Genomic DNA, 14,960 nt, shown 5'->3' on the forward strand with positions numbered 1-14,960 from the left:
TTGTTCGAGTTTGGAGCAAGAGCCTGAGCACCATCACCAGATGCTGGTGCGGCTGCCGGGTTGAAAGAAATGGAGTTCGTCGGCATCGACAGCGATGCGCGCGATGTCACCTGCGCGTACTGTGCTCTTCGGAGAAAAACGGGCTACAGCAGCCTTTTCGTTGCCGATGTCGGCGACGGCGTCCGGGTCGCCGGCATCAACCCGGGTGGCGTCGATATTCAGATGCACCATGGATTCAGAACCTAGCGCCTCGACAAGAGTGACCGGGGCCGAGATCTCGGCCGAAGAGGGCCGGATTGCGGCATCGTTCATGTGCTCGGGCCGGATACCGACAATGAGCTGACGGTTGGACGCACCGTTGAGCGAGGGGCGGTCTTCGAAGACCCGGTCGGGGATTTCTAGGCTGTTGCTGCCCAGGGTCAGCGTCCTCCCATTCAGAACGGCCTCGTACAAATTCATCGAGGGCGATCCGATAAAGGCGGCGACAAAGACATTGTCAGGGCGATTGTACAGGTTTTGCGGTGTGTCGACTTGCTGCAGCACACCGCCTTTCATGACAGCAACGCGGTCACCCATCGTCATCGCCTCGACCTGGTCGTGGGTCACGTAAATCGTCGTGACATTCAGTTTTCTCTGGAGGCTGGCGATCTCGGCGCGCATCTGCACGCGCAGCTTGGCATCGAGGTTCGACAGCGGTTCATCCATCAGGAAGGCCGCTGGTTTGCGGACGATCGCCCGTCCCATGGCGACACGCTGACGCTGGCCTCCTGAAAGGAGTGCCGGCCTGCGGTCGAGCAAAGTCGTCAGTTCGAGGATGCGGGCTGCTTCGTCTACGCGGCTGGCAATCTCGGTCTTCGGCAGGCCTGCCATCAGCAAGGGGAAGGCAATGTTCTCCCGCACGGTCTTGTGCGGGTAGAGCGCATAGGACTGAAAGACCATGGCGATGTCGCGATCCTTGGGATCGACATCGTTGACGAGCCTGTCACCGATCCTGAGTTCACCGCTCGTAATGCTCTCCAGGCCAGCAATCATCCTGAGCGCCGTCGATTTCCCACATCCGGACGGGCCGACGAAAACCATGAACTCGCCATCCCTGATGTCGAAGCTCAGATCGTGCAGAGCGTGAAAGCTGTTTCCGTAGACCTTGTTGATATTGCGCAGTTCTATGCCGGCCATGCCTTTGCCTCCCTCATCCCTTTACAGCGCCGAAAGTCAGGCCACCGACGATCTGTTTTTGCAGTGCGAGCGTTACGATGATGACCGGCAGCGAGTAGAGGACGGCTGCCGCGGTCATCGCCCCCCAGGCAAGCCCATAGACCGAATTGTATTCGGCGATGACGATCGGCGCCGTTTTGGTCGCCTCGGACGTTAGCAGCAGCGCGTAGAGGAACTCGTTCCAGCTTGTGATGAAGGTAAAGAGCGCGGTGACCGCTATTCCCCCTGTCATGACCGGAAGCACGATCTTTCGAAACGCCTGGAATCGTGTACAGCCATCCATGCGCGCCGCTTCTTCGAGCTCCTTCGGTATGCCCTCGAAGAACGCGGACATAAGAAGCAGTGCCAGTGGTACCGCAGCCGACGTGTGAGCGAGCACCAGGCCTGGAATGGTATCGAGCAGACCCACAGATTTCAAAAGCTGGAACAGCGGCACTCCGAGCGCCACCGACGGCACCATGCGCGTCACCAGTGCGAAGAGCAGGAAAATGGTGGTGATCCGGCGCCGGTACTGCGTGGCGACGTAAGCAGCAGGCACGGCCACCGAAAGCGAGAGAGCAGTCGTCAGCACCGCGACGGTGAGAGAATTGACGAAGGCTCTCGGCAAAGTGGAGGATCGCAGCACTTCGCGGAAGTTCTCGAACGAGACAACGGCGGGAAAGAAGCTTGGCGGGATCTGCTGGACATCAGCCGCCGGCTTGATGGAGGTCATCAGGAGATAGATGTAAGGCAGCGCGTAGGATAGCACCAACACGAGGGCTGCCGCGTTGATCAGGATTCCGCTGACATTGAGGCGGGGAGCTCTACGCATGGACCGGCCTCCATATCTTCCAATAGGCGACTGCCGCCAAGAGCATCATGACGATGAGAAACAATGTTCCGGACGCGGAAGCCTCGCCGAGATCGCCGAACCGAACCATGCGCTGGTAGATGTTCATCGAGAACACTTCGGAAGCATGACTGGGACCACCCTGCGTCTGTATCCAGATCAGGTCGAATGTCTTTGCAGCATCCACGCCCCGCACGATCACCACGACGGCGATCACCGGCCGCATGAGGGGAAGGGTGACATGCCAAAAGCGCTTGAGCGCATTCGCGCCGTCGATCCGCGCTGCCTCCAGCAGGTCTTTTGGGATGTTCGTCAGCCCGGCATAGGACACAAGGGCGACAAAGGAAGTCGTCAGCCAGATGTCGGCAAAGGAAACAGAATAGATGACGATATCTTCGCTGGACAACCATGCGATCGCTTCTGGATCGCTAATCAGACCCAAACGGACGAGCCCGTAGTTCAGGATGCCGATATTGCCGACGAGCAGAAACCGCCAGAGTAGACCCGCGACGATGGGCGGAACCATCAGCGGCAGAGCGAAGATCGTGCGATGCCACCGCGATTGACCGGCAAGCGCCGAAAAAATCAGCGCCGCACAGAAGCCAAACGTGAACTCGAAGAACAGCGCGAAAACCGAATACTGAACGGTCCGCAGAGCGCTTTCCATGACACGTTTCGACGTCAACGCATCGACATAGTTCTGCAGCCCGACCCATTCGCGAATATGGGGCGTGATCGTATCGACCTTGAAAAAGGAATCGAAGACCAGGAGCCCCACCGGGTAAGCGACCAGCACGCCGAGGATGACGACAGCAGGCGCGAGCATGCAAAGTACAAATCGGTCTTCGCCCGACATGTCCGTCTCCGAAAGCTAAGGGGTGGGGCATATTTTGCCCCACGATGTGGAGGAATGTACGAGGCTAGTTGAGAATGTCCTCGATCGTTTCCTTGGCTTCCGTCAGGACCTCGCCGACATCCGCCTTGCAGGTCAGCGCCTGCTGGATAGCTGGGAGAACAGCTTCATCGACGATTTCCTGATATTTTTTATTGATCGGCCGGCCCTGGGTGGCAGGCGCGCTCAGCGTCTCAAGAAGTGGAGGGAAGTGCTCATAGCCGGCCTTGCCTGAATAGCTGCGATAGGCGGAATTCGTCGCAGCAAGGCCGAGGGGAGCTTCGATACCCAGGGCATTATTGGCGATAGCAAACGAGATGAATTTTTTCGCTGCATCCTTGTGCTCAGATGTCGAGGGAACGACGTTGTACCAAGGCCCGGGAACAGCTGCGATCCCGGCGTCGCCGGCCAGCATCGGCACCACGCCGACCTTGCCGCTGACCTTCGAATCCGGAGGCGTCATCTTGTAGGCGTGCGCCCAGAACTTCATCATGGCTGTTTTGCCCTGGTAGAACAGGTTCTGCGCCTCGCCCCAGCCGATTTCGTTCACGTTTTCAGGAACGGAATGATCAATGCAGTGTGGCGCGATGTAGAATTCAAGCGCCTTCTTGTGCGCCTCATTGTCGATAATGACCTGCCCGTCCTTATCGAGGATCACCCCTGGCGAACCCGCCTGCAGCACATGTGCCATCCATTCCTCTGAAAACGTGCCGATGGTGTCGGTGCCCCAGAAATCGGTCTTTCCATCGCCGTCAGTGTCACGCGTGAAGAATTTCGCAATGTCGCGCCACTGCTGCCAGGTTTTTGGCGGCGCAAGAGGATAGCCATACTTGGCCTGAAAAGCCTCTCTTTCCTCAGCCTTATCAAACAGATCCTTGCGATAGAACACGATCTCGGCATTGGCCCAGGCAGGCATACCGATCAGTTTGTCACCGACCTTCGCGTCGGCAAGCAAGGAAGGCGGCAGATCTGCGCGAACCGCATCGGTGAAAAGAGCCGAGAGATCCTCGACGTGGCTCGCAAATTTCGCATTCCACACGACGTCGATCGTCACGACATCGAACGCGGAAGAGCCTGAGGCGATTTCGGCTGAGAATTTGTCAAAGACACCCTGATAGGGAACGGTCGTGAAGTTCACCTTGATGCCGGTTTCGGCAGTAAACTTCTCGGCGACCGCCTTCTGCAACATTTCCCCGCCGCCTTCGACCAAGATATTGATGGTTTCGGCATTGGCAGTGGCGGCCATGAAAACAAGCGCGAGTGCGCTGGCACCAAGCAATTTCTTCATCGATTCCTCCCTGTTGGCTCGTTGCACTTGCATTGAGCCCTCCTTCTTGTGCGAAGGTAGTCCTCGTATGACGACGTTGTCAATATGCAATGACGACGTTGTCAGAAAAATATGTCGACGTTGTCATGCGTCTGGTTTAAAACGAATCCCGACAAGGAGATTGGCGTACATGGTGAGCATAGTCAGCGTCGCGAAAGTGGCCGGAGTTTCCAACAAAACTGTGTCTCGGGTCATTAACGGCGAACCATATGTGACCGAGGAAACGAGGGAGAGGGTCGAAAGGGCAATTCGAGACCTTGGATATGTGCCTAATATGGCCGCGCGCCAAATACGCTCAAGTCGCTCCAACACATTTGGTATCATCGCTGACTACGTGTCGACGACGCCTTATTCAGTGGATATCGTTCGCGGGATCCAGGATTGGGCCAATGCAAACGGCAAAACCATTCTGATGGCAAACACCGGCGGTGCGTCCGAACAGGAAATTAAAATTTGGAAAATGTTCCAATCGCATGGCATTGACGGTGTTCTCTACGTAACGATGTACCATCGCATCATTGACCCCGAAACCGGTGACGTCGGTATCCCCACAGTCATGATCAACTGCCGACCAAAAACGAGCGAATTGTTGCCGTCGATCGAGCCCGATGATTATCAGGGTGCGCGAGATCTTACCCGCTATCTGCTTGAAAGGGGCCATCGAAAGATCGGCTACATCCGGCTTAATCCCATTTTGTTGGGGGCGGAACTGCGCCTCGATGCTTTCCGCAAAACCACCGGAGACTTTGGCCTTGCGGCGAGCGACCTAAGTATCCGTCTAGGCATGGAAGGACCGGTTGGAGCAGAGAAGAACTACGTTTTTGCCGCAGCGACCGAGATGCTTCAACAAAGAGATCGACCGACCGCAATCATGAGCGGCAACGACGAAATGGCGATCCAAATCTACATCGCGGCCATGGCATTGGGTCTCCGGATTCCCGAGGATGTCAGTATTGTCGGCTTTGACGATTTCCGGACGGTTTCCCTGGCGCTGAGGCCGGAGCTGACCACTGCCGCTTTGCCATATTACGATCTCGGTCTGCAAGGGGCGGAATTGTTGAATAGCGTGGTGGCGGGAAGCGACGTTTGCCCGAGCAGTCGGGTTATGTCCTGTAATTTGGTGGAGCGACTTTCGGTGTGCTCCTTGTAATCTAACCTCATGCACGAGAGCGTCTGGTCGAGCAAGCGGCTTTCGCAAGAACATGGCGTGACGGCGACATCTGGTAAACCCGGAGCGGTTTACTTCTTCCGGGCTTGACGCCAAATCAAAGTTACTTAATCTAAGACTCTGCAAGCCCGCTTGGAGGAGGGGGCCGGGCAATCGCGATGTCGGTCGCGCCATCTTCATCTCCCCCAAAACCATGACCACGACCCCAAAAGCATGACGACAAGATTGTCAGCCGTCGATTTTCAACAGGATAAGCCATGCCTCTGACCATTGCCCAGCGCCTCGATCGTCTGAAAGTTCGCATTGCCGAGTTGGCGCATTGGCGAGATCGACAAAGTGCCGTGATCGACGGCTGGACTTTCGAGGGCGAGCCGATCGCACATCACCAGGATTGGCCGCACCGCCAGGGGGCAGTGCATTTTGCCGCGACCGCTGAAGCGCCGGAGGCGTGGCCTCTCGCGGACATTCGCCTGCAGCTCGATCTCGGTGGCGAGAGCCTGATTACGCTGAGCTATCCCGATGGAGAAACGGAAACATTCGGTCTCGATCCCTATCATCAGGAATTCCCGGTGAAGGGTCGCCGCTTTTCGATCGCGACCGAAACCATTGCCCGCTTTCCATTCGGCGAGCCCAATCGCGCTCCGCGGTTCAACAAGGCCCGATTTATCTGGCTCGATGGCCCGGCTCACCGCCTGCATCTTCTGTTGAAGCAGGTGGCCGAGGCAATCGATGCGCTCGGTGAACATGAAGTCGTGCCGCACCTGATGGATGCCGCCGAGCATGCATTGCGCAGTCTCGATTGGCCGTCGGATACGGCGGCTTATATCTCCCGCACATCTGGCGCGGTCATGCAGCAGAAGATCTGGGAACTGCCGGAGCTCCAGGAAAATCCGGCGGGTCTCACGGAAGAGGAAAGCGCTTCGGCAGCCGCAGCCTTCGATGCCCTGATGGCAAAGCTGAAGAAACTGCAGAAGCGCTTTCCCCCGAATGGAGAACTGCTGCTGACGGGCCATGCGCATATCGATCTTGCCTGGCTTTGGCCTTATCGCGAGACACGGCGGAAAATGCGGCGCACCTTCAATACGGCCCTGTCGCTGATGGAGCGCTCCGAGGATTTCCGCTTCAATCAATCGACCGCCCATTATTACGCGCAGATGGAAGAGGAAGACCCGGAGCTTCTCGAGCGCATCAAGAAGAAGGTCGCGGACGGAAAGTGGGAAACCGTCGGCGGCATGTGGGTGGAGCCCGACACGAACATGCCGACCGGCGAAAGTCTCGCCCGTCAGGTTCTCTATGGCCAGCGTTATTTCGAAAAGACCTTCGGCACCCGCCATACGGTCTGCTGGCTGCCCGATTGCTTCGGCTTTTCAGGCGCGCTGCCGCAAATCCTGAGGCAGGGCGGCATCGACAGTTTCTTTACGATCAAGGTCAATTGGAGCGAGACCAACCATATTCCCTCCGATCTCTTCTGGTGGAAGGGTCTCGACGGCAGCCGGGTGCTGACCCATACGTTCGACAATCCGATGCAGGGTTATAACGGCTTCGTGCAACCCGATTGCTACGTGCCGACGTGGAAGAATTTCCGCGGCAAGACGCAGCACGATACTTCGCTGCTGGCCGTCGGCTACGGCGACGGCGGCGGCGGCGTCACGCCGGAGATGGTCGAGCGCGAAGTGCAGCTGCGCGATTTCCCGGCAATCCCGCAGGCGCGCTGGGGCACCGTCAAAAGCTATTACGAGCAGGCGCACCGCACCGCAGGGGAAAAGAGCCTTCCGGTGTGGGACGGTGAAATCTATCTCGAACTGCACCGCGCCACGCTGACGTCGCAAAGCGGCGTCAAGCGCAAACATCGCCAAGCCGAACGTGGCCTGATCACCGCCGAAACCATCGCTTCGCTGGCGCATATGCTCGGAGCAGACAGGCCCCGAAGCCTCGAAGCGGATTGGCGTGTGGTGCTGAAGAACGAGTTTCACGACATTCTGCCGGGTTCGAGCATCCGCGAAGTCTATCAGGATGCAGAGCAGGAGCTGGACGGCGTTATCGAACATGCCAAGGCCGAACAGGCGGGGGGATTGCAAGCGCTGTCGGCCAAGCTTCCGAAGGGCGGGGTTGGCGATGCCCTCGTCGTCGTCAATCCGTCTCTTGCGCCGAGGCCGCTCAGCGCGACACTCTCCGACGGTACGGTCGTCGCGGCCGCGGATCTCGTCGCCCCCTTGTCCGTTGCGGTCTTCGACAAGAGTTCCCTCAAGCCGGCGGGCGGGCTGAGGGCTGGCCCCGACCGTCTCGAAAACGAGTACCTCTCCGTCAGCATCGGCAAGGACGGGGCCATCGCCAGCCTCGTTCATAAGGCCACGGGCCGGGAAGCGGTCGATGGCTCGGCAAACCAGCTCTGGGTCTATCCTGCCGACAAGCCGCGCAATTGGGACGCCTGGGACATCGATGCGGATTATGCCGAAAAGGCCGTCCGCCTCGACGCGCCTGATAGTATCACCCTCGTTGAAGACGGGCCGCACCGCGCGGCGATCCGCGTCGTTTACCGCTACCGGAATTCAAGCGTCACGCAGACCTATGTGCTGACGGCCAACGCCAGGCGGCTCGACATTGAAACGACGATCGACTGGCATGACCGCCGCACCCTTTTGCGAACCCTGAACCCGGTCGCCGCACAGGCCCGCAAGGCGACCTTCGAATGCGCCTTCGGCATCGTCGAGCGGGCAACGCACACGAATACGTCCTGGGAGCAGGCGATGTTCGAGGCCGTCGCGCACCGCTTCGTCGATATCAGCGAACCGGACTTCGGGATCGCGCTGCTCAACAATGCCAAATACGGCCATAGCGCCCGCGGCAACGTGATCGGCATGAGCCTCGTGCGCGGGCCGATCTATCCGGATCCGCTGGCCGACGAAGGTGAACAGAGCTTCACCTATGCGCTGATGCCGCATGAAGGCGCCTGGCATGAAGGCGGCGTTCTCGACGAGGCGATCGATCTCAACCAACCGCTCGTCTCGGCTGAATCCAGCGGCCTCTCCGCCGGCACTTTTGCGCCGCTTGCGGTCACCGGCATCCCCGTCGCGTTCTCAGGCCTGAAGCCGGCGGAAGAGGGCGACGGCCTCATCCTGCGCCTCTATGAACCAGCCGGGCGACGCGGTGGGCTCTGCCTCGACCTGCCGTCCGGATGGGCAGCATCACAGCCGCTGAACATTCTCGAAGAGCCGATGGAGCGGAAGGGACCTGCCGACATCATGCCATTCGAAATCCGGACCTGGAAGCTGCGAAAGAGCTGATGTTCCTTTCCGCGAAGATCACGCCTCGCCGCTTCGATGTCGCGAGGCGTTACGGGTCTCGCCAATGGGACAAACTGGACAAATGGGTGATTTGAGACTATATCAGCCCCTATAAGAATGGAGATAGTTTCATGGCCGGTTCCCATGTGCAGCTGGATCGTGCTCGTCAGGCGCAGGTCGCCGATCGTGTTGCCGCCAAAGTCGCCGATGTGCTGAAAGCCGACGCTACATTCGAGTCCGGCTCGGTTGCCCTGTCCGCCAGAATTGCGGGAGCCGCGGCCGCGGCCATTGTCAATCTTCCCGTTAGCGCGCGACGCGAACTCAGTAAGCGACAGGGCGAACTTGCCCGCCGCATTCGTGGTCTAGTGGAGACCTTCACCGATGCACCTGATGGCGGCAAGATCGCGCTTGATATTCCGAAGGCCGCGGAACCCTCCAAAGGCGAAGGGCTTGGGAAGATCGCCACGGCGGCGGAAGGCGAGCGATTGCTGGGCGAGCTTGCAGTTGCCCGCAAGCTCGAGGATTGGGCGGGGCCGGTTGCCGGCGCAAGCGAACTCCAGCGCGATTTCGGAATTGCGCGCTCCACCCTCAATCGCTGGCAGCATGCCGGCGAGGTCATCGCGCTGCTGAAAGGAACGAAGAAGCACGTCTATCCGATCGAACAATTCATCGACGGGCGTCCGGCAAAGGGCATAGGAACGATTGCCGCTCTCGTTTCCAATCAGCGGGTGGCATGGCTGTGGCTCAGCCAGCCGAACCCCATGCTAGGCGGGCGAAGGCCCATAAACCTCTTGAAACAGGATAATGCGGACGAGGTCGTCGACGCGGCCCAGACCTATTTCGCCGCGCAATGACGCCGACAAGGCCGTCCTGCAGCGCCTCGCCGTTCGCGCCGACGTCACCGACTATGTCAGAATCATCTCGCGCGCTCACGCCGCGACGCCTCTCGGTATGGGCTTCGGCAAGACTCGGTTTTCGAGCCCGAGGGATAAGTTCCGGTTGCTCTATCTCGCTCAGGATCCGGCGACGGCGATCGCGGAGACGATCGTCCGTGACCGGTTTCAAGGCAAGGCCGAGCGATTGATACTGCGGGAGGAGTTCGACCGCTATTCGATCGCCGTTATCCGAAACCCCAATCCGCTTTTCCTGCTCGACCTGCGCAACGAAGGCGCAAACCTGCTCGGGGTCTCGACAGATGCCGTTCGAGCTAGGGCACAGACCAGCGGACGCCGGCTCAGTCAGGAAATCTACGATCGCACCGATTTCGACGGCATTCTCTATATGTCCCGGATCACCAACAAGCAGTGCGTTGCCGTCTATGATCGCGCTACGGCCAGCATTGAGGCCGACAGCCCCGCATGGGATCTCATCCGCTTGTCCGCGCTCGGCCGCATACTCGATGCCTTGCACCTCACGGTCATAGATAGGGGAATGATGTCCAATCGGTGAGAAAAGACGCGAGGCGCTGTCGCACCTCGGCGTTCGGCCGATCTCGATCATCGCGATAAACTTGCAAGCAGCAAGCCAAAACTCAACCCTCCAAACCGAGGCTCGCCAGCAGCCGGCCAACATAGGCTTCCAACCCGCCGACCATATCGAAGCGCGCGGGGTCGCGCAGCCAGAGCATCTGAAGGCCGTCCATCACGGCGATCAGTTCGGCCGCCATCGCTCTGCCATCGATCTTGCCGTCTATCGACCCATCGGCAACGGCCTGTTCGAAGGTCGCGGCGATGTCGTTCTGCAGCTGCGTGGCGCGATCGAGAAACCATGCCTTGGCCGGGTGATCCTTCATCAGGCTCTCGGCATTCAGGATGGCGAAGGCCCTGATGACCTCAATCATTTCGGCGTTGCGGCGGAAGACCTCGACCATGCCCTTGAGCAAGCCGCGGAGATCGGAACGATGAGGGCCGATGAAGCTTTCGCTTTCGAGATCGCGCTTGTCCAGAATGGCGAGCAGCAGATCGACCTTGGTCGGGAAGTGGTGCAGCAGGCCGGGCAGCGACAGGCCGACGTCGCGGGCCACATCGCCGATGGCGGCATTCTGGTAGCCGTTTTCGGCGAAGCGCCGCATCGCTGCCGTCAGGATTTCTGCGCGGCGCGCTTCGCCCTTGCGAGATCTGCGCCGTCGCTTTTCGTCCTGTCCGGTCTTCGATTCGAGAAATTCTGCCATCGCCTCTTCCGCCTGCCTCCTTCTCCCGCCCTCAATCCATACATCACGGCTCGACAGTTGACATCTTAAAAATACCGAGTAATCGGTAGGTTTAAGAACTGCGTGGCGCGTGGGGAAGTTGGCGCCGCCGCCGGATGAATTGGCAGCGAGCATGCTCGGCCAGCACTTCGCAATGCCCGAATTCCATTGAAGGGGAGGTTTGCATGATCGATTCCATTCTCGACAAGATGACGCTCGAGGAGCAGGTCTCCCTGCTGTCCGGCGCCGATTTCTGGACGACGGTTCCCGTCGAGCGTCTTGATGTGCCGAAGATCAAGGTGACGGACGGACCGAATGGCGCCCGCGGCGGCGGTTCGCTGGTCGGCGGCGTCAAGGCGACCTGCTTTCCTGTGGCCATCGCGCTCGGCGCCACCTGGAATCCCGATCTCGTTGAGCGCATGGGTGTGGCGCTTGCCCAGCAGACGAAGAGCAAGGGCGCCGCCGTGCTGCTCGCGCCCACGGTGAATATCCATCGTTCCGGCCTCAACGGGCGAAATTTCGAATGTTATTCCGAGGATCCGATGCTGACCGCGGAACTGGCCGTCGCCTATATCAAGGGCGTGCAGAGCCAGGGGATCGCGGCGACGATCAAGCACTTCGCCGGCAACGAATCCGAGAGCGAGCGGCAGACCATGTCTTCCGATATCGACGAACGGACGCTGCGCGAAATCTACTTTCCACCCTTCGAACAGGCGGTCCGCCGCGCCGGCGTGATGGCCGTGATGTCCTCCTACAACCGCCTCAACGGCACCTATACCAGCGAGCATCAGTGGCTGCTGACCAAGGTGCTGCGCGAGGAATGGGGATTCGACGGGATCGTCATGTCCGACTGGTTCGGATCGCATTCGACGGCCGAGACGATTAATGCCGGTCTCGATCTCGAAATGCCCGGCCCGGCGCGCGATCGCGGCGAGAAGCTGGTTGCAGCCGTGCGTGAGGGCAAGGTCGAGGCGGCGACCGTGCGGGCGGCGGCGCGACGCATCCTGCTTCTGCTAGAGCGGGTCGGCGCGTTCGAGAAGAAGCCCGACCTCGCGGAGCAGGCGATCGATCTGCCGGAAGATCGGGCGCTGATCCGGCGTCTCGGCGCCGAAGGCGCAGTTCTGCTCAAGAACGACGGCATACTGCCACTTGCCAAGACGTCGCTCGACCGGATCGCCGTCATCGGACCCAATGCCGCGAGCGCGCGCGTAATGGGCGGCGGCAGCGCCCAGATCGCGGCGCATTACACGGTCAGTCCGCTCGAAGGGATTCGAGCCGCCCTTTCCAATGCCAACAGCGTCAGCCACGCCGTCGGCTGCCGCCACAACCGTCTGATCGAGGTGGCCAAGGGAAAGATCACCGTCGAATATTTCAAGGGGCGCGGCTGCCGGGGCACTCCGCTTCACGTCGAGACCGTCGACAAGGGCGAGTTCTTCTGGTTCGAGCTGCCGTCAGGCGAACTCGACCCCACCGATTTCTCGGCGCGGATGACGATGCAATTCGTGCCGGAAGAGAGCGGCGATCATGTCTTCGGCATGACCAATGCCGGACTGGCGCGGCTCTTCGTCGATGGCAGGCTCATGGTCGATGGCCATGACGGCTGGACGCGCGGTGAAAACTATTTCGGCACGGCCAATGATGAACAGCGCGGCACGGTAGCGCTCGATGCGGGCAAGGCCCATGCCGTCACCGTCGAGTATGACCCGCCGGTGGCGAACGGGGAGGGGATCAACCTCACGGCCATTCGCTTCGGCGTCGAAAAGCCCTTGGGCGAGGCCGATATCGAGGACGCCGTCGAGACGGCGCTGAATGCCGATGTGGCGCTTCTCTTCGTCGGCCGCGACGGCGAATGGGATACCGAAGGCTTGGACCTGCCCGACATGCGGCTTCCGGGTAAGCAGGAGGAACTGATCGAGCGGGTTGCTGCCGCCAACGCCAACACCGTGGTCGTGCTACAGACCGGCGGTCCGGTGGAAATGCCCTGGCTCGGCAAGGTTCGCGCCGTGCTGGAGATCTGGTATCCGGGGCAGGAGCTGGGGAATGCCGTCGCCGATGTCCTGTTCGGCGATGTCGAGCCCGGTGGGCGCCTGCCGCAGACATTCCCGAAGGCGCTTGCCGACAATTCCGCCATGACAGGTGATCCAGCCGTCTATCCGGGTAAGGATGGACATGTGCGCTATGCCGAGGGCGTGTTCGTCGGCTACCGTCATCACGATACACGCGCTATCGAGCCGCTCTTCCCCTTCGGTTTCGGCCTTGGCTATACGCGCTTCAGCTGGGGCGAACCGCGCCTGTCGGCGAGTGAAATGGGTCCCGAAGGCGTGACCGTCAGCGTCGATCTGACCAATATCGGCGACCGGGCCGGGTCGGAACTGGTCCAGCTCTATGTGCGTTCGCCAAAGTCCAAGCTGGAGCGGCCGGACAAGGAACTGCGCGCCTTCGCAAAGCTTTCGCTGCTGCCCAATGAGACAGGGACGGCCGAAATGAAGATCCTGCCGCGCGACCTCGCCTATTTCGACGTCGAGGCCGGCGCCTTCCGCACTGAGCCCGGCGACTACCAGCTGGTCGTGGCGGCCAATGCCGCGGATATCAGGTTCGTGGTCGATCTGCCGTCACCACTCGACACTCTGCTGCCGCCCTTGCACCAAGCGACCAGCCTCATCGGATAAACCGCCTCGTTCACCGTTCCGGCCCCATCCGATTCACAAGGTTCGCGCTCGCAATCCCAGCGCGAACAATCGCTCCACTCATGTTCACCGAGCCCGGATCCGCGAAGTCATCCAAGGACGCGAGCGTCGTAGCCCTTTCCCGACGAGGCTTGCCGTGCCGCCCCCGCCATCCAGGGCTTTGAGCGCGGCGAGGATGTCGGCATAGCGAACCGGACACTGCACGCCTGGCGGCTGCCGCAGCTCCGGAACGGACTCCACCGCATAGAGGTCCGAAGCCCACGACGCCAGGATCGCTCTCTTCTCCTGCGCAGAGATGTCGGCGGCGAGAACTTCGTTCGGAGAGCTGAAATGGAGATGGGGATGAAGAATGTGCGAGGCGGAGATCGCCTCGATGACGCCATCCGGAGTGGTCGTGCTGATGCTTTTGCTGGTCATGAACTTCTCCCAAAAATTTCCACACAAGCGAAGAACATCTTCAGGCACCATTCGATTTAGGTGAAGGAAAACAGCGTTCAAGGGGCTTGCGGTCTGCCTGAAGCGTCGACCAAAAATTTTTTAGATGTCCTCTTGAATCGAAAAACGCTCGAAACCAGATCATTTTCGTCGGCAGCGCAAAGGCGGGTCGACCAGACCGGGGACGTGTTTTCGACGCGTCTCCATTCCATGTTGCTTTACGGAGGATATGGCTATGAGAAACGAACTTGACTTCGCACCCCTTTACCGGTCCAGCATCGGCTTCGACCGCGTCTTCAATCTCCTGAACAATGCGCAGCGGCTACAGGCGATCGAGACGTGGCCACCCTATGACATCGTCAAGACGAGCGAAGACGACTATCGCATTCAGATGGCAGTCGCCGGTTTCGCCGAGGGCGATCTCGAGATCACCCAGGAGCGGAACGTGCTCGTGGTGAAAGGCCAGAAGACCGAAGGGAAGGATGGCGAATATCTGCATCGCGGCATAGCCGGGCGCGCGTTCGAACGTCGCTTCGAACTCGCGGACCACGTCAGGGTCGAGAATGCGTCGCTGACGGTATTCTCTCGATCGCGCTGAAGCGTGAGGTGCCGGAAGCCATGAAGCCGCGCAAAATCGCAATCGGAGATGGCTCCTTTCAGCAGGCGCCTCTTCAGATCGAAGCCGAGCGCCAGGTGGCTTAAGGAGCGCTTCTCGATGAAGTCCCAGAAAAAGCCGTTTACCGTCGAAATCAGGAAACGCCGCGGCGGCAACGCGAAAGACGGAGGAAAGCGTGCGATCGCGAAGCTGCTGGAAAAACTCCACTCCGGAACCGAAGTTCCGGCAGCGCGATCCTGAAACGGCTAGATGCCAGGAGGGCCGGCCAAGGTGCCGGCCCTTTGTGCGTCGGGTCGCACGCTGGCTTCCACCTCACGCC

General features: G+C 59.9%; 12 protein-coding genes and 1 pseudogene. 7 read left to right on the forward strand and 6 right to left on the reverse strand.

The annotated features are described in order from the left end of the window. Positions 1–33 precede the first annotated feature (33 nt). The 4 genes from B5P46_RS02685 to B5P46_RS02700 all read right to left on the reverse strand — a co-directional run bounded on the left by B5P46_RS02685 (position 34) and on the right by B5P46_RS02700 (position 4,224). Complete coding sequence (locus B5P46_RS02685; protein ID WP_129417343.1) at positions 34–1,176, reverse strand: ABC transporter ATP-binding protein; 1,143 nt, start codon at positions 1,174–1,176, stop codon at positions 34–36. A gap of 13 nt (positions 1,177–1,189) precedes the next feature. Beyond that, the gene (locus B5P46_RS02690; RefSeq protein ID WP_129417344.1) at positions 1,190–2,026 is read right to left on the reverse strand and encodes a carbohydrate ABC transporter permease; all 837 of its coding nucleotides are present in this window, start codon (positions 2,024–2,026) and stop codon (positions 1,190–1,192) included. Further along, positions 2,019–2,900, reverse strand: a complete 882-nt coding sequence (locus B5P46_RS02695; RefSeq protein ID WP_129417345.1) for a carbohydrate ABC transporter permease — start codon at positions 2,898–2,900, stop codon at positions 2,019–2,021. The genes B5P46_RS02690 and B5P46_RS02695 overlap by 8 nt, the downstream gene beginning before the upstream one ends. Positions 2,901–2,964: 64 nt before the next feature. Further along, on the reverse strand, positions 2,965–4,224 hold the full coding sequence (locus B5P46_RS02700) for an ABC transporter substrate-binding protein (RefSeq protein ID WP_129417346.1): 1,260 nt from the start codon (positions 4,222–4,224) through the stop codon (positions 2,965–2,967). A 169-nt stretch (positions 4,225–4,393) separates the two neighbouring features. On the opposite strand from B5P46_RS02700, the gene B5P46_RS02705 reads away from it, so the two are divergent. From B5P46_RS02705 to B5P46_RS02720, 4 genes are all read left to right on the forward strand, one after another. Then, complete coding sequence (locus B5P46_RS02705; RefSeq protein ID WP_129417347.1) at positions 4,394–5,413, forward strand: LacI family DNA-binding transcriptional regulator; 1,020 nt, start codon at positions 4,394–4,396, stop codon at positions 5,411–5,413. A 275-nt stretch (positions 5,414–5,688) separates the two neighbouring features. Next, positions 5,689–8,715, forward strand: coding sequence for an alpha-mannosidase (locus B5P46_RS02710; RefSeq protein ID WP_129417348.1), 3,027 nt, complete (start codon positions 5,689–5,691; stop codon positions 8,713–8,715). A 131-nt stretch (positions 8,716–8,846) separates the two neighbouring features. Continuing rightward, the gene (locus tag B5P46_RS02715; protein ID WP_129417349.1) at positions 8,847–9,569 is read left to right on the forward strand and encodes an antitoxin Xre/MbcA/ParS toxin-binding domain-containing protein; all 723 of its coding nucleotides are present in this window, start codon (positions 8,847–8,849) and stop codon (positions 9,567–9,569) included. Beyond that, the gene (locus tag B5P46_RS02720) at positions 9,520–10,164 is read left to right on the forward strand and encodes an RES family NAD+ phosphorylase (RefSeq protein ID WP_129417350.1); all 645 of its coding nucleotides are present in this window, start codon (positions 9,520–9,522) and stop codon (positions 10,162–10,164) included. The genes B5P46_RS02715 and B5P46_RS02720 overlap by 50 nt, the downstream gene beginning before the upstream one ends. An 82-nt stretch (positions 10,165–10,246) precedes the next feature. Here B5P46_RS02720 and B5P46_RS02725 read toward each other — a convergent pair whose 3' ends face one another. Next, positions 10,247–10,885: a TetR/AcrR family transcriptional regulator gene (locus tag B5P46_RS02725; protein ID WP_129417351.1), complete on the reverse strand. Its 639-nt coding sequence runs from the start codon at positions 10,883–10,885 to the stop codon at positions 10,247–10,249. A gap of 203 nt (positions 10,886–11,088) precedes the next feature. On the opposite strand from B5P46_RS02725, the gene B5P46_RS02730 reads away from it, so the two are divergent. Beyond that, positions 11,089–13,572, forward strand: a complete 2,484-nt coding sequence (locus B5P46_RS02730; RefSeq protein ID WP_129417352.1) for a glycoside hydrolase family 3 C-terminal domain-containing protein — start codon at positions 11,089–11,091, stop codon at positions 13,570–13,572. Positions 13,573–13,656: 84 nt separating this feature from the next. Here the strand turns inward: B5P46_RS02730 and B5P46_RS02735 are convergent, their stop codons facing one another. Beyond that, the gene (locus B5P46_RS02735; protein ID WP_129417353.1) at positions 13,657–14,007 is read right to left on the reverse strand and encodes a hypothetical protein; all 351 of its coding nucleotides are present in this window, start codon (positions 14,005–14,007) and stop codon (positions 13,657–13,659) included. Positions 14,008–14,260: 253 nt separating this feature from the next. Between B5P46_RS02735 and B5P46_RS02740 the strand changes: the two are divergent. Then, positions 14,261–14,727 (forward strand): annotated as a pseudogene (locus B5P46_RS02740) (Hsp20 family protein). 13 nt (positions 14,728–14,740) lie between these two features. Continuing rightward, positions 14,741–14,881, forward strand: coding sequence for a hypothetical protein (locus B5P46_RS34260; RefSeq protein WP_164986438.1), 141 nt, complete (start codon positions 14,741–14,743; stop codon positions 14,879–14,881). The last annotated feature ends 79 nt before the right edge of the window (positions 14,882–14,960 follow it).

It is taken from the genome of Rhizobium leguminosarum (assembly GCF_004123835.1).
Taxonomy (GTDB): Bacteria; Pseudomonadota; Alphaproteobacteria; order Rhizobiales; family Rhizobiaceae; genus Rhizobium; species Rhizobium leguminosarum_M.

What these genes read in the sequence shown, in the direction of transcription:
- B5P46_RS02685 (WP_129417343.1), bottom strand. Translation starts at nt 1,176, where the DNA reads ATGGCCGGCATAGAACTGCGCAATATCAACAAGGTCTACGGAAACAGC.
- B5P46_RS02690 (WP_129417344.1), bottom strand. Translation starts at nt 2,026, where the DNA reads ATGCGTAGAGCTCCCCGCCTCAATGTCAGCGGAATCCTGATCAACGCG.
- B5P46_RS02695 (WP_129417345.1), bottom strand. Translation starts at nt 2,900, where the DNA reads ATGTCGGGCGAAGACCGATTTGTACTTTGCATGCTCGCGCCTGCTGTC.
- B5P46_RS02700 (WP_129417346.1), bottom strand. Translation starts at nt 4,224, where the DNA reads ATGAAGAAATTGCTTGGTGCCAGCGCACTCGCGCTTGTTTTCATGGCC.
- B5P46_RS02705 (WP_129417347.1), top strand. Translation starts at nt 4,394, where the DNA reads ATGGTGAGCATAGTCAGCGTCGCGAAAGTGGCCGGAGTTTCCAACAAA.
- B5P46_RS02710 (WP_129417348.1), top strand. Translation starts at nt 5,689, where the DNA reads ATGCCTCTGACCATTGCCCAGCGCCTCGATCGTCTGAAAGTTCGCATT.
- B5P46_RS02715 (WP_129417349.1), top strand. Translation starts at nt 8,847, where the DNA reads ATGGCCGGTTCCCATGTGCAGCTGGATCGTGCTCGTCAGGCGCAGGTC.
- B5P46_RS02720 (WP_129417350.1), top strand. Translation starts at nt 9,520, where the DNA reads ATGCGGACGAGGTCGTCGACGCGGCCCAGACCTATTTCGCCGCGCAAT.
- B5P46_RS02725 (WP_129417351.1), bottom strand. Translation starts at nt 10,885, where the DNA reads ATGGCAGAATTTCTCGAATCGAAGACCGGACAGGACGAAAAGCGACGG.
- B5P46_RS02730 (WP_129417352.1), top strand. Translation starts at nt 11,089, where the DNA reads ATGATCGATTCCATTCTCGACAAGATGACGCTCGAGGAGCAGGTCTCC.
- B5P46_RS02735 (WP_129417353.1), bottom strand. Translation starts at nt 14,007, where the DNA reads ATGACCAGCAAAAGCATCAGCACGACCACTCCGGATGGCGTCATCGAG.
- B5P46_RS34260 (WP_164986438.1), top strand. Translation starts at nt 14,741, where the DNA reads ATGAAGTCCCAGAAAAAGCCGTTTACCGTCGAAATCAGGAAACGCCGC.